Below are 17,346 nucleotides of genomic sequence, written 5' to 3' on the forward strand. Positions count from 1 at the left end.
CCCTTCGCGATCCACATGCCCCCAACACTCTCATCCCGCGGCTCCCTGCCGGGCTGGCTCATTCTCATGGGCGCCCTGACGGCTATCGGCCCCTTCGCCATCGACATGTACCTGCCGGCGTTCCCCACGATCGCGGCGAACCTGGGGGTGCCGCGCGGCGACGTCGAACGCACGCTCGCCACCTACCTGATCGGCCTGGCGCTGGCGCAGGTGTTCTACGGCCCGATGGCCGACCGCTTTGGCCGCAAGCCGCCGCTGATGGTGGGCCTGGCGCTGTTCATGATTGCGTCACTGGGTTGCGCCCTGGCCGGCTCGGTCGAAGCGCTGACCGGCTGGCGCGTGGTGCAGGCGATGGGCGGCGCGGCCGGCATCGTCATCCCGCGCGCGGTCATTCGCGACCACTACGAAACCCACGAAGCCGCGCGCGCGATGTCGCTGCTGATGCTCATCATGGGCCTGGCTCCCATCCTGGCGCCCCTGGCGGGCGGCCAACTGCTGGCCATCACCAGCTGGCGCAGCCTGTTCTGGGTCATGCTGGCCGGCGGCGCCATGCTGATGACCGCCGTGACCCTGATCATGAAGGAATCGCTGGCGCCCGAACGCGTGGTGCCGCTGCGCTGGCAGACCATTCTGCATAACTACCGGGCGCTGTTCGCCCACCGCGGCTTCATGTCGCACAGCCTGGCCGGCGGCTTTGGCCAGGCCGGCATGTTCGCCTACATCATCGGCTCGCCGCGCGTCTTCATCGAACTCTACGGTGTCGATCCCAAGTACTACGGCCTGCTGTTCGGCACCAACGCCCTGTCGCTCATCATCTGCTCGCAGATCAGCGCGCGCTTGCTGCGCACCCACACCCCGCGCCAATTGCAGCGCCGCGCCCTGACCACGCTGGCCGCGGCCAGCCTGGCCGCGGTCGGCCTGACCCTGGTCGGCTGGATGACGCTGCCGCTGCTGATGACCTGCCTGATCTGCTACATGGGCAGCCAGGGCTTCGTCAATCCCAATTCGGCGGCGCTGGCGCTGTCGGACCAGGGCAAGCGCCTGGGCGCCGCATCGGCGCTTTTGGGGACGCTTCAACTATCCTGCGGCGCCCTGGCGGGTTTTGCCGTCAGCGCCTGGCAGACCGACAGCGCGCTGCCCCTGACCACCACCCTGGCGACCTGCGCCTGCCTGTCCTGGATTTCCGGCCGCGTGGCGCAATCGCACACCGCCTAGCCCTACCGCTTGATTTGTTTGGCTTTTTCGTATTAGAATCTACGTCTTCACATGAAGTTTCCCGTGCTGGACTACTATGCTTTGTAGTTCAACACTCTGACCCCCAAACCGCGTTTTGTGCAGGCGGATGGCAGGCAGCGGGTATAAGCACTGGGCGGAATCCCAGGCACCGGGCGAAAACCCGGTTTTCCAGATTCCCCCTCATCCACTAAGACTGGGTGGCCGGCAGAATGCTGCAACATGCAGCGTTCACAGCCCGGCGGCTGAAACCCTGTCTACCCCCCCGGCGATGCGCGCAAGAACGACATAAAGAGGTGCATCCATGGCACGCGTATGCCAAGTGACCGGCAAAGGCCCGATGGTGGGCAACAATGTTTCGCACGCGAACAACAAGACCAAGCGTCGCTTCCTGCCCAACCTGCAATCGCGCCGGTTCTGGGTTGAAAGCGAAAACCGCTGGGTGCGTCTGCGCGTCTCGGCCAAGGCCATTCGCACGATCGACAAGAACGGCATCGACGCCGTGCTGGCCGACATGCGTGCCCGCGGCGAACTGGCCTAATCGGCCCCCCGCCAATTTGACATACTAGGAGCACGACATGGCCAAAGGTATCCGCGAAAAGATCAAGCTCGAGTCGACTGCCGGCACGGGTCATTTCTACACGACCACCAAGAACAAGCGCAACATGCCCGAGAAGATGCTGATCAAGAAATTTGATCCGGTCGCTCGCAAGCACGTGGACTACAAGGAAACCAAGCTGAAGTAATTCAGCCGGTATTCCGTAAGTCGAAAAGGCCCTGCATCGCAGGGCCTTTTTCATTGGCGCCTGGCGCGGCGCCCCCTTGGCGTTTTTCCCAGGATGGCCCGTTTTCCTTGGCGAGCGGCGTCGCCCATGCTTCAATTGGGCCGAAACCGACCCCGCGCCGGCCATCGTCACCCTGCCCAGCGCGGCTTCATTCAAGCCCTCCAGCCTGCGATACCCGCCATGCTCCGTCCCTGCCTGACCCTGCTGCGCCGCGCGCTTGCCCCCGCGCTCCTGGCCCTGGCGCTGACTCCGGTCGCGTCCGCCAAAGACACGGAACCGCCGATCCGCATCGGCGAGATCAACAGCTACAAGGCCATCCCAGCCTTCCTGGGCCCCTACAAAAAGGGTTGGCAGCTGGCCGTGGAAGAGGTCAACGCGGCAGGCGGCGTGCTGGGCCGCAAGCTGGAAGTGATCTCGCGCGACGACAACGGCAATCCGGGCGACTCGGTGCGCGCGGCGCAAGAACTGCTGGCGCGCGAAAAGGTGGACCTGCTGTTTGGCGGCTTTTTGTCCAACACCGGATTGGCCCTGACCGACTTCGCCAAGCAGCAGCAGGTGTTCTTCCTGGCCGCCGAACCGCTGACGGACAAGATCACCTGGCAGGAAGGCAACCGCTACACCTACCGCCTGCGGCCATCCACCTGGATGCACGTGGCCGCCCTGGCGCCCAAGGCGCTGGCGCTGCGCAAGAAGCGCTGGGCCATCGTCTACCCCAACTACGAATACGGACAGTCCGCCGTGGCCACCTTCAAGGCCATGATGAAGTCGTTCCAGTCCGACGTCGAATTCGTCGCCGAACAGGCCGTGCCGCTGGGCAAGGTGGACGCGGGCGCCGTGGTGCAGGCGCTGGCCGACGCCAAGCCGGACGCGATCTTCAACGTGCTGTTCGCCGCCGACCTGACGCGCTTCGTGCGCGAAGGCAACACCCGCGGCCTGTTCGAGAACCGCGCCGTGGTCTCGGTGCTGTCCGGCGAACCCGAATACCTGGACCCCCTGGGCGCCGACACGCCCACCGGCTGGATCGTCACCGGCTACCCCTGGTACGCCATCGACACCCCGGCCAACAAGACCTTCGTCGAGGCCTACCGCAAGCGCTACAACGAAACGCCCAAGGTCGGCTCGGTGGTCGGCTACGCCTCGCTCATGTCGATCGCCCAGGGCCTGAAGGCCGCGGGCCAGGTCGACACCGAAAAGCTGGTCGACGCCTTCGCCGGCCTGAAAGTGGACACCCCCTACGGCCCCATCCAGTACCGCAAGATCGACCACCAGTCGACCATGGGCGTGTACGTCGGCGTCACCGCCGTGGAAGACGGCAAGGGCATCATGAAGGACTTCGCCTACATCGACGGCGCCCGCCTGCAGCCGCAGGACGAACAAGTGCGCAAAATGCGCCCGGCCCACTGACGCGCCGGCCCCGATGAGCCTGTCCGGGCTGCTGTCGCAGCTGCTCAACGGCCTGGCCGACGCCAGCGCATTGTTCCTGGTGGCCGCCGGCCTGTCGCTGATCTTCGGCGTCACGCGGGTGGTGAATTTCGCGCACGGCTCGTTCTACATGCTGGGCGTGTACCTGGCGTGGACCTTCACCCGCTATTTCGGCGACGGCCCGGGCTACTGGGCCGGCCTGCTGCTGGCGGCGCTGGCCACCGGCCTGGTCGGCGCGGCCGCCGAACTGCTGGTGCTCAAGCGTCTGTACCGCGCCCCCGAACTGTTCCAGCTGCTGGCGACCTTCGCCCTGGTGCTGGTCATCGGCGACGCCGCGCTGGCGCTGTGGGGGCCTGAAGACCTGTTCTCGGCACGCGCGCCGGGCCTGGCGGGCGCCGTCGACATCCTGGGCCGCCGCTTTCCCCAATACGACCTGCTGCTGATCGCCGCCGGCCCCGTGGTGCTGGGCCTGCTGTGGCTGCTGCTGATGCGCACCCGCTGGGGCCGCCTGCTGCGCGCCGCGGCCGAAAACCGCGACATGCTGGCCGCGCTGGGCGTCAACCAGGCCTGGCTGTTCACGTCCGCCTTCACCCTGGGCGCCTTCCTGGCCGGGCTGGGCGGGGCACTGGCCGCGCCGCGCGTGCCCGCCACACTGGGGCTGGACCTGGAAATCATCGCCAGCGCCTTCGTCGTCGTGGTGGTGGGCGGGCTGGGCTCGATTCCCGGCGCCTTCCTGGCGGCGCTGCTGATCTGCTGCGTCAAGGCCGTGTTCGTCTTCATCGGCCAGGTGCAGATCGGACCATGGGCCTTCAACCTGTCCAAGCTGACTCTGCTGGCCGAATTCGCCGTCATGGCGGTGGTGCTGGTGGCGCGCCCCTGGGGCCTGCTCGGCAAGCCGCCCGCGCCCTCGTCGCTAGCCCCGGCCGCCGAGCCGCCCATTGCCCCCGCGGGGCGCCGCGTGCGGCTGGCCTATGGCGCGCTGCTGGCGCTGTTGGTGCTGGCGCCGCTGGCGGCTGCACAGTGGCCCTACCTGGGCATCCTCTTGACCGAGGTGCTGATCGCCGCCCTGTTCGCGGCCAGCCTGCATTTCCTGACCGGGCTGGCCGGCATGACCACCTTCGGCCACGCCGCCTGGTTCGGCCTGGGTGCCTACGGCGCGGCGCTGCTCCTGAAAATGGCAGCGCTGCCGATGGAAGCCGCGCTGTTGCTGGGCCCCTTCGCGGCCGCGCTGGGCGCGCTGCTGTTCGGCTGGTTCTGCGTGCGCCTGTCGGGCGTGTACCTGGCCATGCTGACCCTGGCGGTGGCGCAGATCCTGTGGGCAACGGCCTACCAATGGGACGACGTGACCGGCGGCAGCAACGGCCTGATCGGCCTGTGGCCGTCGCGCTGGCTGGCGCAAGGGCCGGGCTTCTATTACGTGACGCTGGCGCTGTGCGTGCTGGGCGTCTGGTGGTTGCGGCGGCTGGCGTTTGCGCCGCTGGGCTACGCCCTGCGCGGCGTGCGCGATTCCGCCTTGCGAGCCGAGGCGCTGGGCATGGATACGCGCCGCATCCAATGGGCGGGCTTTGTCGCGGCCTCGCTGGCGGCGGGGCTGGCGGGCTCGCTGTATGCGTTCTCGAAGGGCAGCATCGCCCCCGATGCGCTCAGCGTCAGCCGCTCGGTCGATGGTCTGGTGATGGTGCTGCTGGGTGGCCTGCAGACGCTGGCCGGCCCATTGGTCGGCGCGGCGGCCTACACCTGGCTGCAAGACGTGGCGGCCCGCAGCACCGAGTACTGGCACGCCGTGCTTGGCCTGGCCATCCTGGCGCTGGTCATGCTCTTTCCCGAAGGCCTGGCCGGCGCGGCCCGGCGCCTGCGACGGAGATCGGCATGAGTGGCCCCCTGCTCCAGGTGCGCCACCTGCGCAAATCGTTCGGCGGCATCGACGCGCTGGCCGATGTCTCGTTCGACCTGGACGCCGGCCAGATGCTGGCGCTGATCGGCCCGAACGGCGCCGGCAAGTCCACCTGCTTCAATGCGCTGGGCGGCCAATTGCGCCCCGATGCCGGGTCCGTGCGCCTGGACGGCCACGAACTGGTGGGCCTGGCGGCCGGCCGGATCTGCCGGCTGGGCGTGGGCCGCACATTTCAAACCGCCGCCACCTTCCGTTCGATGACCGTGCTGGAAAACGTGCAGACCGCGCTGCTGTCGCGCGACCGCCTGCTGTTCCGGCCCTGGCGCCGCGCCGCAGCGCACGCCATCGACGAAGCCCGCGCCCTGCTGGCGCAGGTGCAGATGGCCGATCAGGCCGCCACACCCTGCGGCGTGCTGGCCTACGGCGAGGTCAAGCGGGTGGAACTGGCGATGGCGCTGGCGCACCGGCCACGCCTGCTGCTGATGGACGAACCCACCGCCGGCATGGCCACCAACGAACGCCATGCGCTGATGCGCCTGACACGCGAACTGGCCGATACCCAACGCATGGCGGTGCTGTTCACCGAACACAGCCTGGATGTCGTCTTCAAGCACGCCGACCGCATCGCGGTGCTGGTGCGCGGCAGTCTGCTGGCCGAAGGCCCGCCCGCCGCCATCGCGGCCGACGAACGGGTCAAGGCCGCCTACCTGGGTACCGAATCGCCGCACCCTTGAAGCGCGCCTGCGCTCAACCGCCAGACTGCGGGCTGTCCGGCTGGCATTCCCAGAACACCTTGACCTGGCAGCCTGCGCAGATGCCGCGATTCAGCTTGGCGTAGATGGTGTGCAGCGCCGTGGCCTTGTCGGGAAACACGTGGTCCGCGCCCAGCCTGTCCAGAAAGCCCGTGCGGCGCCACATGGCCAGCACTTCGGGCCGCGGCCGATGGAAATACAGGTCGCCGCCCATGGCGCGGCGTGCTGCCAGCTCGTCTTCCCAGACCTGGGCGCCGGCCAGGTCGATGAAGTTCATGCTCTTGGCCATCACCAGCAGATGCCGTGGCGCATCCGGACCCGCGCGCAATTCCTGCAAGCGCTGCGCCACATGTGCGGCGGCGCCGAAATAGACCGATCCTTCCATGCGCAGCAGCTTGAGCTGCGGGCATTCCGGCAGCGTATCGGGCGGCGCATCCCTCGTGCCATTGCGCGGCGCCTCCAGCACCACGAAGCGGCGGTCCAAACCGCGCGAATCAAAGCCCATCGTGCGCATCGCCGGCCGCGAAGTGCGATGCAGATACACCATCAGCGACAGCACGGTGCCCAGCAAGATCGCCACTTCCATGCGAATCGTGATGGTGGCGGCCAACGTGGCCGCGGCAATCGCGCTTTCACCCGGCTGCGTGCGGATCAACTGCCGCCAGCGCGGCACGTCCAGCAAAGTCCAGGCCACCAACAACAGCAGGCCGGCAATGGCCGCATGCGGAATCTGCGCCAGCAAAGGCCCGGTCAGCGCCACCAGCGCCATCAACAGCAAGGCCGAAAACACCGAGGCCAGCGGCGTGCGGGCGCCCGCCTCGAAGTTGGGAATCGACCGGTTCAACGAGCCGCAGGACAGGTAACAGGAAAAGAATCCCCCCACCACGTTCGACAGCCCCTGCCCGACGAATTCACGGTTGGCGTCGATGCGCTGGCCCGAGCGCGCAGCCACCGCCTTGGCGATGGAAATCGACTGCGCCAGGGCCACGATGGTCAACGCAAACGCCAGGCTGAGCAGGTCGGGCAGCGCGCGCCAATCGACGCTGGGCACATGGAATGGCGGCCAGGGCTGCGCCAGGTCGCCCAGCACCGGCACCGGCGCCGCGCCGTGCTGCGCGGTCAATGCGTTGAAGGCGGCCGCAACCAGCGCCCCCGCTGCCAGGCCCGCCAGCATGTAGGGCTTGCGCTTGTCCCAGCGCTTGACCAGCAGCGCGGCAGCCAGCGTCACGGCCGTCACCAGCACCGCGCCAAGCTGGATCTGATCGGCGTTGGCCCCCACGCTGGCCAGCAGCGTGCCCGCCCCGTGCGAAGCAGGCGCCGGCAGGCCCAGCGCATCTTTCAGCGCATGTACGGCGATCAGCAGGGCCGCACCGCTGGTGAAACCGAACAGCGCCGACGGTGATATGAAATGGGCCAGCGAGCCCAGGCGCAAGGCGCCCACCAGCCATTGCATCAGCCCGACCAGTACCGTCACGGCCAAGGCCAGTTCGATATAGCCGGGGCTGCCCGCCGCCGCCAGCGGCGTCAGCACCGCGAACAGCGCCAGTGAATTCGCGTTGGTGGGACCGGACATGACGTGGCGGCTGGAGCCGAACAGCGCCGCGACAATACAGGGAACGATGGCCGAATACAGGCCGTATTGCGGCGGCAATCCCGCCAGCGTGGCAAACGCCACGCCCTGCGGCAGCACCAGCAAGGCGCCCAGCAGGCCGGCGGCCAGGTCCGCGCGCAGCGTCATGGCGCCCACTTCCGGCACCCAATCGCCAAACATGCGCGTCAGCCACGCCCTGCGTCCTACCGCCCCCATTGCCCGACCCCTGGTTTTTCTTCGAATGGCAACGCGCTCAACGCAGGAACTTGCGTTCCAGCTCGCGCATGCCCGCGTCGCCTTGAAGGGCGATGATATCGCGCACCGTCGGCAACGCCGCGTCCACGGCATGGATGCCGCCATCGTGCCGGATGCGGGCGAACACGTCGCGCATCGCCCCCACGGCCGCGCGGATCGCATGATTGCCGTAGATCACCAGCCCGACTTTGCCCAGCGCCTGGATGTCGGCCTCGCGCAGTTGCGGGTAGGCAGTGGGCACCAGCACCAGCGGCACCCGGCCCTGCCAGGCCGCGATGAAGGCCAGCACTTCGTCGGGCGTGGTCTGCTTGGAATGAATCAGGATGGCGTCGGCGCCGGCGGCTTCATAAGCGGCGGCGCGCGCCAGGGCCTCGACCTGGCCCAGGCCGGCGATCAGCGCCTCGGTGCGCGCGATGACGCAGAAATCCGGGTCGCGGCGCGCGGCGCAGGCCGCTTCGATCTTGCCCTGGAATTCTTCCGTACGCACCAGTTCCTGGCGGCCGTCGGCACGCAGGCTGGTGTCCTTGGGAAAGGTCTTGTCTTCCATCACCACGGCCGATACGCCCGCCGCTTCGTATTGCGGCACGGCGTAGGCCACGTTGATGGCGTTGCCGAACCCCGTGTCGATGTCCGCAATGACGGGGATATCGACGACGGTGGCGATGGCCCGCATCATGTCCAGATGCTGGCCGGCCGACAGGATGTTGGCGTCCGGCACCGCATAGCTGGCCGACAGTTCGAAGCCGCTGCCCCAGATCGCGTCGAATCCTGCGTCGGCCGCCAGCCTGGCCGACAAGGGATTGTGCGCCGACATGGCGTGCATCAGGGTGGCATGCTGCAGTTGCTGGCGAAATCGGGCGTTGCGGGACATGGGGGGGCAACCTGAAGATCCGGCGCACAATGCCCCGGCCAAGGCATTTTTTACACTAAATGCCCCGCCCGCTCTTCGATATTGCCGCTAGCCGCGCCACCACAGGCGGATGGAATCCCAGGTGCGGCCGACGAACCCGGCCTCGGCCACGGGCTCCAGCGCCACCACCGGAAACTGCATGGCCGGCTTGCCGTCGACCATCACGCGCAGAGCGCCCACCGTGGCCTGCGCCGCGATGGGCGCCACCAGCGGGTCTTGCGGCGTCCAGACCGGCTCGACCTTGGCGCCCGCCGGCACCGTCACGTAGGCATCGCGCACAAAACCCGCCTTCAGCGTGTCGGCCTGGCCCTTCCAGACTTCGGGCGTCGCCACCGGCTGGCCCTTGGCGTACAGCTTGACGGTCTTGAAGCCCTGGAAGCCCCATTCCAGCAGCTCGCGGCTTTCCTGCGTACGCAGCTTGTCCGAGGCCGTGCCCACCACCACCGTCACCAGGCGCCGCGGGTCCGTGCCATTGGGACGCCGCGCGGTGGCCACGATGCAATAGCCCGCCGCCTCGGTATGGCCGGTCTTCAGGCCATCGACGCTGGGGTCCAGCCACAACAGGCGATTGCGGTTGGGCTGGGTAATATTGTTATACGTAAACGTCTTGGCCGAATCGTAGGACTTGTACAGCTCGGGATAGTCGCGGATGAATCGCGTGGCCAGGATCGACAGGTCGCTGACCGTGGAATACGTGCCCGGGTCCGGCAGGCCGTGCGGGCTGGCGAAATGCGTGTTGTGCAGGCCCAGTTTCACGGCCGTGTCGTTCATGCGGGCCACGAAGGCCTCGACGCTGCCCGACACCGCCTCGGCCAGCGCGATGGCCGCGTCGTTGCCCGACTGGATCATCAGGCCGCGCAGCAGCAGGTCCACCGACACCTTCGAGCCGGGTTCCAGGAACATCTTCGAACTGCCCGCCGGCACCTTCCAGGCCCGCGTCGAGATGGTCACCTTCTGGTCGGGCGAGATTTCCTTGTCGTGCAGCGCGCCGAACACCACGTACGCCGTCATGATCTTGGTCAGCGACGCCGGCTCGATCCGGGTGTTGGCGCCTTGCGAGGCGATCACCTGCCCGCTGGTCTCATCCAACAACAGCCAGGCCTTGGCCGACAGGACCGGCGGGGGCATCGATTGCGCCATGGCGCCTGAAATACACGCGGTCGCAACGAGCAGGCTCGCCGCCAACTTCTTCATCAACATATAGCTGCTTCACTTCCATGCGGGGTGGGGATGACGCGCAGGGTGGCCGGCAGACGGCAACCACCAGGCCGCCGCCCACTCCTGCCGATGCGCGTCGCGATGCATTGGAACACGTCGCGCCCGGATGGTTCAAAACCCCTTCAATCAAGCACTTTTCGCATGTCGCGCGGCACTGAAAAAATCGCTGCGATTGTCACGACATTTTGCGCGGCCCCTTGCAGAAAGGGTTTTTCTGCGTGGAAAACAACAAACATTGATCGAAAGGCCTGTAGAAAGGCGCAAAAACCGCCGAGGTTCCGCTATCATCGGGCGCGTAGCGTCAAACGCCGATATTCGGCGCGCGCTGCCCCAATGTCCTCAACATACGGATTTTGACCATGGCCACGAAAGCAAAAGCTCCTGCCAAGAAAGTCACCAAGCCCGCCGTCAAGGCGCCCGCAAAGAAGGCTACCGCCGCCAAACCCGCAGTGAAGCCGGCAGCCAAGAAGGTCGTTGCCGCCAAGAAGGTTGCTGCCGCCCCCAAGGCTATCAAGGCTGCTCTGAACAAGACCCAGCTGATCGCCTACATCGTCGAGCAGTCCGGCGTTGAAGCCAAGTCGGTCAAGGCCGTCCTGGCCAGCCTGGAAACCTCGGTGCTGAGCTCCGTGGACAAGAAGGGCGCTGGCGAATTCACGCTGCCCGGCCTGTTCAAGGTTGCCGTGCAGAAGGTTCCCGCCAAGGCCAAGCGCTTCGGCAAGGATCCGTTCACCGGTGAAGAGCGCTGGTTCCCCGCCAAGCCGGCTTCGGTCAAGGTGAAGGTTCGCCCGCTCAAGAAGCTGAAGGACGCCGCGCAGTAATTCTCGCGCGAGTATCCGGTCAAGCCGGAAAGGGCCTGCTCCGCAAGGGGCGGGCCCTTTCTTTTTGGCGCGGGGCGCTTTGCATGACTCAACGCCAAGCTGTTAGAATTTATCTTTACGTTAAGAAACTTTACGTCAAGCCATCATGAACGATCTGGTCGATCTGGTGCTGTCGCAATGGGGCCAGGAATGCCCCAACCTGGACACCGCCCCCATGAGCGTCGTCAGCCGCGTGTTCCGTTTCAACGCCTTCGCGGTGCGCGACGTGAACCGCGCCTTCAAGCGCTACAACCTGCACCAGGGCGAATTCGACGTGCTGGCCACGCTGTACCGCACCGGTGCGCCCCATGCGATGAATCCGCAGAAGCTGGTGGACGCGCTGCTCCTGACCTCCGGCGCCATGACCAACCGCCTGGACCGCCTGGAACAGGCCGGCCTCCTGGCGCGCACACCCAACCCCGAAGACCGCCGCGGCGTCATCGTGGCGCTCACCGCCGAAGGCCTGCGCGTCATCAAGCTGGTGCTCAAGGACTACCTGCGCGAACTCGACGCCCTGCTCGCGCCGCTGACCGCGGCCGAACGTCGCCAGATGGCCGGCCTGCTGAAAAAACTGTTGATCCCGCACGACCAGGAAACCCCTGGCGGCGTCGGCGTCTGAACCGGCGCTTTTCCACCGGGCCCCGCTTGCCCGGATCTTCATCCACGCATTGCTCCGCATGAACTCCGCCTCCCGCACCGCCCAGCCCGCCCCGCTTACCGCACCTGTCATCCTGCTGATGTCGGTCGCCACCGGCCTGGCCGTCGCCAGCAACTATTACGCGCAGCCGCTGCTGCACACCATCAGCCAGCAGTTCTCGCTGTCCACCGCTGCGGCCGGCAGCATCGTCATGACCGCGCAGCTCAGCTACGCGGTCGGCCTGCTATTGCTGGTGCCCCTGGGCGACATGTTCGAGCGGCGCGGCCTGATCGTGCTGATGAGCTTCCTGTCGGCCGGCGGGCTGCTGGTTTCCGCCTTCGCCCCCGACATCCTGACGCTGATGCTGGGCACCGCCATCACCGGCATGCTGTCGGTGGTGGCGCAGATCCTGGTGCCGTTCGCGGCCACGCTGGCCGCGCCGCACGAGCGGGGCAAGGCCGTGGGCACCGTCATGAGCGGGCTGCTGCTGGGCATCCTGCTGGCCCGTACCGTCGCCGGGGCGCTGGCCGACCTGGGCAGCTGGCGCACCGTCTACTGGGTAGCCGCCATCATGATGCTGGGCATGTCCTGCGCGCTCTGGAAGGTGCTGCCGCGCCACCAGGCCCAGGCCGGCATGAGCTACCCGCAGCTGCTGGGCTCGATCTTTCGCATGTACGCCGAAGAACCCCTGTTCCGCGGCCGTTCGATGCTGGGCTTTCTGCTGTTCGCCGCCTTCAGCATGCTCTGGACGCCCCTGACTTTCCTGCTGTCCAGCCCGCCCTACCAGTTCAACAACACCACGATCGGGCTGTTCGGTCTGGCCGGGGCTGCCGGCGCCTATGCCGCCAACCGCTTCGGCCGGCTGGCCGACCGCGGCCTGGGCAACCAGGCCACCCGGGTCGGCCTGCTGCTTCTCTTGGCGTCCTGGGGCCTGATGGCCTTCGGCCAGGCCTCGGTGATCGCCCTGCTGGCCGGCATCCTGATCCAGGACCTGGCGATCCAGGGCGTCCACGTCACCAACACCAGTTCGCTGTACCGCCTGCGCCCCGAAGCCCGCAGCCGCCTGACGGCCGGCTACATGACCAGCTATTTCATCGGCGGGGCCACCGGATCGCTGGTATCGTCCTGGCTGTACTCCCATTTTGGCTGGCCCGGCGTGGTCACCGCGGGCGCCGTTCTCGGGGCCATAACCCTGGCGTATGGCATGCTGGCGGCCAGTGCCCGCATCCCGGAAACGGCCCCGTCCCCTATCCGCGCCTAGCACCTCCTATAATCAGGGGTTTTGACCGCCCCCGCGCCCCGTGCGCGAGGGCGGCTCACCCTTTTTCGCCATCGCGCACGAGCCCATGCAGGAACGTTACCTCCCCACTACCGTCGAAGCGGCCGCCCACCAAGACTGGCAGGCCCGCGACGCCTATCTGGTCCAAGAACACGCGAAGAACCCGGACGGCTCCGAGAAGCCGAAGTTCTACGCCTGCTCGATGCTGCCCTACCCCAGCGGCAAGCTACACATGGGCCACGTGCGCAACTACACCATCAACGACATGATGGCCCGCCAGTTGCGCATGCGGGGCTACAACGTCCTGATGCCGATGGGCTGGGACGCCTTCGGCATGCCGGCCGAGAACGCCGCCATCAAGTCCAAGGTGCCGCCCGCCAAGTGGACCTACGACAACATCGCTTATATGAAGAAGCAGATGAAGTCGATGGGCCTGGCGATCGACTGGTCGCGCGAAATGTGCGCCTGCGACCCCGAATACTACAAATGGAACCAGTGGCTGTTCCTGAAGATGCTCGAAAAGGGCGTCGCCTATCGCAAGACCCAGGTCGTCAACTGGGACCCGGTCGACCAGACCGTGCTGGCCAACGAACAGGTCATCGACGGCCGCGGCTGGCGCTCGGGCGCACCGGTTGAAAAGCGCGAGATCCCCGGTTACTACCTGCGCATCACCGACTACGCCGACGAACTGCTCGGCGCCGTCCAGAACGACCTGCCCGGCTGGCCCGAGCGCGTGCGCCTGATGCAGGAAAACTGGATCGGCAAGTCCGAAGGCCTGCGCTTTGCCTTCCCGCACCAGATCGCCGGCCAGGACGGCCAGTTGATCCAGGACGGCAAGCTGTACGTCTTCACCACCCGCGCCGACACCATCATGGGCGTGACCTTCTGCGCCGTGGCGCCCGAACACCCCCTGGCCACGCACGCCGCGCAGTCCAACCCGGCCCTGGCCGCCTTCATCGAGCAATGCAAGCTGGGCGGCACCACCGAAGCCGAGCTGGCCACGCGCGAAAAAGAAGGCATGCCCACCGGTCTGACCGTGACCCACCCGGTCACCGGCGACGCAATCGAAGTCTGGGTCGGCAACTACGTGCTGATCACCTACGGCGACGGCGCCGTCATGGGCGTGCCCGCCCACGACGAACGCGACTTCGCCTTCGCCAAGAAATACAACCTGCCGATCCGCCAGGTCGTGGACGTGGCCGGCAAGGCCTATTCCACCGATGGCTGGCAGGAATGGTACGGCGACAAGCAAACCGGCCGCACGATAAATTCCGGCAAGTACGACGGCCTGTCGCACAAAGAAGCCGTGGACGCCATCGCCGTCGACCTGGCCGCGCAAGGCCTGGGCGAAAAGCAGACCACCTGGCGCCTGCGCGACTGGGGCATCTCGCGACAGCGCTACTGGGGCACCCCGATCCCCATCATCCACTGCGCCGATTGCGGCCCGGTGCCGGTCCCTGAAAAAGACCTGCCGGTCGTGTTGCCCGACGACCTGATCCCCGATGGCAGCGGCAACCCGCTGACCAAGAACGAAGCCTTCCTGTCCTGCGCCTGCCCCAGCTGCGGCAAGCCCGCACGCCGCGAAACGGACACGATGGACACCTTCGTGGACTCGTCCTGGTACTTCATGCGCTACACGTCGCCGGGCAACAACACCGCCATGGTCGATGCGCGCAACGACTACTGGATGCCGATGGATCAATACATCGGCGGCATCGAGCACGCGGTCCTGCACCTGCTGTACGCCCGCTTCTGGACCAAGGTCATGCGTGACATGGGCCTGCTCAATTTCGACGAGCCCTTCACCAAGCTGCTGTGCCAGGGCATGGTGCTGAACCACATCTACTCGCGCAAGAACGCCCAGGGCGGCATCGAATACTTCTGGCCCGAAGAAGTCGAAAACGTCTATGACGCCCGTGGCGCCATCACCGGCGCCAAGCTCAAGTCCGACGGCTCTGACATCACCTATGGCGGCGTGGGCACCATGTCCAAGTCCAAGAACAACGGCGTCGATCCGCAATCGCTGATCGACACGCTGGGCGCGGACACCGCGCGCCTGTTCGTCATGTTCGCCAGCCCGCCAGAGCAGACGCTCGAGTGGTCCGATTCCGGCGTCGAAGGCTCGAACCGCTTCCTGCGCCGCCTGTGGTCCATCAGCTACGCGCAACGCGACACGGTCGCCCGCGGCCTGGCGGCCGGCGCCAACTGGGCCGACGCCCCCGCCCCGGTGAAGGATCTGCGCCGCGAGGTCTACAACCTGCTCAAGCAGGCCGACTACGACTACCAGCGCATCCAGTACAACACCGTCGTCTCCGCGTGCATGAAGATGCTGAACGCCATCGACGACGCCAAGCTGCCCGAAGGCGCCCACGCCGACGCCGCCTACACGGAAACGCTGGGTGTGCTGCTGCGCGTGCTGTACCCGGTGGTGCCGCACATCACCTGGCACCTGTGGCAAGACCTGGGCTACGCCAAAGAGCTGGGCGACCTGCTCGATGCGCCGTGGCCGCACGTCGACGAAGCCGCGCTGGTGGCGGACGAAATCGAACTGATGCTGCAGGTCAACGGCAAGCTGCGCGGCTCGATCCGCGTGGCCGCCAAGGCCGCCAAGGAAGAGATCGAACAGCTCGCCGCCGCCCAGGAAGAAGTCGCCCGCTACCTGGAAGGCCGCCCGCCCAAGCGGGTTATCGTGGTCCCGGGCAAACTGGTCAACGTCGTAGGCTGATGAGGTCAAGCATGTACTTCGCCGGGCAACAAACGCACTCCCCCCGCCAATCATGGCTGCTGCGCGGCGCCTGCCTGGCGCTGTTCATGCTGCTGACGGCCTGCGGCTTCACGCTGCGGGGCGTCACGCCTCTGCCGTTCGATACGCTGTATATCGGCATTCCCGACAACACCCTGTTTGGCGCCGACGTGCGCCGCGCGCTGCGCGCGGCCTCGCCCGACACCAAGCTGGTCGCCACGCCCAAGGAAGCGCAGGCCATCCTGCAGCAGGTCGCCAATGACCGCACGCTGCGCGAGGTATCGCTCAATGCCCAGGGCCGCGTCGAGGAATACGAACTCGGCATCAACTACACCTTCCGTCTGATCGACGACAAGGGCCGCGCTCTGATCCCGGACACCACACTGTCGATCTACCGCGAAATGCCCTACGACGACCAGATCGTCCAGGCCAAGCAAGGCCAGATCGAAACCCTGTACAACGCCATGCAACGCGATCTCGTGGCGCGCCTGCTGCGCCGCATGACCGCCCCCGAAGTGCGCAAGGCGTTCGACACCCGCGAACAGCGCGGCGAAGACGGCGAAATCCCGCTGTACGATCCCACTGCGCCGGCACAACGCAGCACCCCGGCCCCGTGGCAGACGCCGTCCACCACCGATCCGGCCAACCTGCGCTGACCGATGGCACAAGTCCTGGACGCGGATCGGCTGGCTGATCACCTGCAGCGGGCGGGCAACCGCCTGGCCCCGCTGTACACGGTATCCGGCGACGAGCCGCTCCTGGTCACCGAAACCGTCGACGCCCTGCGCGCCGCCGGCCGCAACGCCGGCTACACCGACCGTCTGTCGATGGTGATGGACGCGCGCAGCGACTGGAGCTCGGTCACTGCCGCCACGCAAAGCGTGTCCCTGTTCGGCGACCGCCGCATCCTGGAAATCAAGATCCCCACCGGCAAGCCCGGCAAGACGGGCGCCGACACGCTTGCCCGCCTGGCCGAACAGGCCGAGAAACAGGCGGACAACCCCGATACGCTCGTCCTCATCGCCCTGCCGCGCCTGGACAAGGCCACCCGCGAAAGCCGCTGGGTCCAGGCCCTGGGCCGCGGCGGCATGATGGTCGACATCGCCAACATCGAACGCACCCGCCTGCCTGCCTGGGTCGGCATGCGCCTGGCCCGCCAGAACCAGCGGGCCGACAACGCCACCCTGCAATGGATGGCCGACAAGGTCGAAGGCAACCTGCTGGCGGCCCACCAGGAAATCCAGAAGCTCGGCCTGCTCTACCCGGAAGGCCAACTGGCCGCCGAAGACGTCGAACGCGCCGTGCTCAACGTCGCCCGCTATGACGTATTCGGCCTGCGCGACGCCATGCTCGCGGGCGACGTCGCCCGCACCATCCGCATGATCGACGGCCTGCGCGCTGAAGGCGAAGCCCTGCCCCTGGTGCTGTGGGCGGTGGGCGAAGAAATCCGCCTCTTGGCGCGGGTGGCCGAAGCCCGCAACCTGGGCCAGGATGCCAACGGCCTGATGCGCCGCCTGCGTATCTTCGGTGCCCATGAACGGCTGGCGCTGCAAGCGCTGGGGCGGGTGCATCCCGCCGTCTGGCCCGCCGCCGTGCAGCACGCCCATGAAGTCGACCGTCTCATCAAGGGGCTGTCCGTCCCCGGGCGGCTATCCGACCCCTGGGAAGAAATGACCCGCCTGGCCCTGCGCGTGGCCGCTGCCGGCGGCCGACCGTGAAGGCGGCCTAGCCGCCCCACTCGTCCCCTCCGGCCGCCCGGCCGGATAAACT

Annotated in this window: 15 protein-coding genes; 12 read left to right on the forward strand and 3 right to left on the reverse strand. The window is 67.0% G+C overall.

Annotated features, from left to right (window positions below):
- The first annotated feature begins 66 nt into the window (after positions 1 to 66).
- The 6 genes from AC3WMR_RS29955 to AC3WMR_RS29980 all read left to right on the forward strand — a co-directional run bounded on the left by AC3WMR_RS29955 (position 67) and on the right by AC3WMR_RS29980 (position 6,068).
- Positions 67 to 1,215 carry a Bcr/CflA family multidrug efflux MFS transporter gene (locus AC3WMR_RS29955; RefSeq protein ID WP_492266715.1) on the forward strand — a complete coding sequence of 383 codons (1,149 nt, stop codon included), beginning with the start codon at positions 67 to 69 and terminating at the stop codon, positions 1,213 to 1,215.
- Positions 1,216 to 1,537: 322 nt separating this feature from the next.
- Positions 1,538 to 1,774: a 50S ribosomal protein L28 gene (gene rpmB / locus AC3WMR_RS29960; RefSeq protein ID WP_006390601.1), complete on the forward strand. Its 237-nt coding sequence runs from the start codon at positions 1,538 to 1,540 to the stop codon at positions 1,772 to 1,774.
- 37 nt (positions 1,775 to 1,811) lie between these two features.
- Positions 1,812 to 1,979: a 50S ribosomal protein L33 gene (gene rpmG, locus AC3WMR_RS29965; protein WP_003810296.1), complete on the forward strand. Its 168-nt coding sequence runs from the start codon at positions 1,812 to 1,814 to the stop codon at positions 1,977 to 1,979.
- A 219-nt stretch (positions 1,980 to 2,198) separates the two neighbouring features.
- Positions 2,199 to 3,422, forward strand: a complete 1,224-nt coding sequence (locus AC3WMR_RS29970; protein WP_492266716.1) for an ABC transporter substrate-binding protein — start codon at positions 2,199 to 2,201, stop codon at positions 3,420 to 3,422.
- A 13-nt stretch (positions 3,423 to 3,435) separates the two neighbouring features.
- Positions 3,436 to 5,313 carry an ABC transporter permease gene (locus tag AC3WMR_RS29975; RefSeq protein WP_492266717.1) on the forward strand — a complete coding sequence of 626 codons (1,878 nt, stop codon included), beginning with the start codon at positions 3,436 to 3,438 and terminating at the stop codon, positions 5,311 to 5,313.
- Entirely contained in the window at positions 5,310 to 6,068 is a 759-nt protein-coding gene (locus AC3WMR_RS29980; protein WP_492266718.1) for an ABC transporter ATP-binding protein, read from the forward strand. Before AC3WMR_RS29975 ends, AC3WMR_RS29980 begins: the two co-directional genes overlap by 4 nt.
- Positions 6,069 to 6,081: 13 nt before the next feature.
- On the opposite strand, the gene AC3WMR_RS29985 is transcribed toward AC3WMR_RS29980, so the two are convergent.
- From AC3WMR_RS29985 to AC3WMR_RS29995, 3 genes are all read right to left on the reverse strand, one after another.
- Complete coding sequence (locus tag AC3WMR_RS29985; protein WP_492266719.1) at positions 6,082 to 7,857, reverse strand: SulP family inorganic anion transporter; 1,776 nt, start codon at positions 7,855 to 7,857, stop codon at positions 6,082 to 6,084.
- A gap of 73 nt (positions 7,858 to 7,930) precedes the next feature.
- Entirely contained in the window at positions 7,931 to 8,803 is an 873-nt protein-coding gene (locus AC3WMR_RS29990; RefSeq protein WP_492266720.1) for a phosphonopyruvate hydrolase, read from the reverse strand.
- Between the two features lie 87 nt (positions 8,804 to 8,890).
- Positions 8,891 to 10,042, reverse strand: a complete 1,152-nt coding sequence (locus AC3WMR_RS29995; RefSeq protein WP_492266721.1) for a D-alanyl-D-alanine carboxypeptidase family protein — start codon at positions 10,040 to 10,042, stop codon at positions 8,891 to 8,893.
- A gap of 377 nt (positions 10,043 to 10,419) precedes the next feature.
- Between AC3WMR_RS29995 and AC3WMR_RS30000 the strand changes: the two genes are divergently transcribed.
- From AC3WMR_RS30000 to holA, 6 genes are all read left to right on the forward strand, one after another.
- Positions 10,420 to 10,878 (forward strand): HU family DNA-binding protein, encoded by a 459-nt coding sequence (locus AC3WMR_RS30000; protein ID WP_025135623.1) that lies wholly within the window; start codon positions 10,420 to 10,422, stop codon positions 10,876 to 10,878.
- 145 nt (positions 10,879 to 11,023) lie between these two features.
- Positions 11,024 to 11,536: a MarR family winged helix-turn-helix transcriptional regulator gene (locus AC3WMR_RS30005; RefSeq protein ID WP_492266722.1), complete on the forward strand. Its 513-nt coding sequence runs from the start codon at positions 11,024 to 11,026 to the stop codon at positions 11,534 to 11,536.
- A gap of 58 nt (positions 11,537 to 11,594) precedes the next feature.
- Complete coding sequence (locus tag AC3WMR_RS30010) at positions 11,595 to 12,815, forward strand: MFS transporter (RefSeq protein WP_492266723.1); 1,221 nt, start codon at positions 11,595 to 11,597, stop codon at positions 12,813 to 12,815.
- A gap of 85 nt (positions 12,816 to 12,900) precedes the next feature.
- On the forward strand, positions 12,901 to 15,558 hold the full coding sequence (gene leuS, locus AC3WMR_RS30015) for a leucine--tRNA ligase (RefSeq protein ID WP_492266724.1): 2,658 nt from the start codon (positions 12,901 to 12,903) through the stop codon (positions 15,556 to 15,558).
- 11 nt (positions 15,559 to 15,569) lie between these two features.
- A complete protein-coding gene (locus AC3WMR_RS30020; protein ID WP_492266725.1) occupies positions 15,570 to 16,232 on the forward strand; it encodes an LPS-assembly lipoprotein LptE in 663 nt (220 codons plus the stop codon).
- A gap of 3 nt (positions 16,233 to 16,235) precedes the next feature.
- A complete protein-coding gene (gene holA, locus AC3WMR_RS30025) occupies positions 16,236 to 17,294 on the forward strand; it encodes a DNA polymerase III subunit delta (protein WP_492266726.1) in 1,059 nt (352 codons plus the stop codon).
- The last annotated feature ends 52 nt before the right edge of the window (positions 17,295 to 17,346 follow it).

It is taken from the genome of Achromobacter sp. FW305-C-28 (assembly GCF_058783235.1).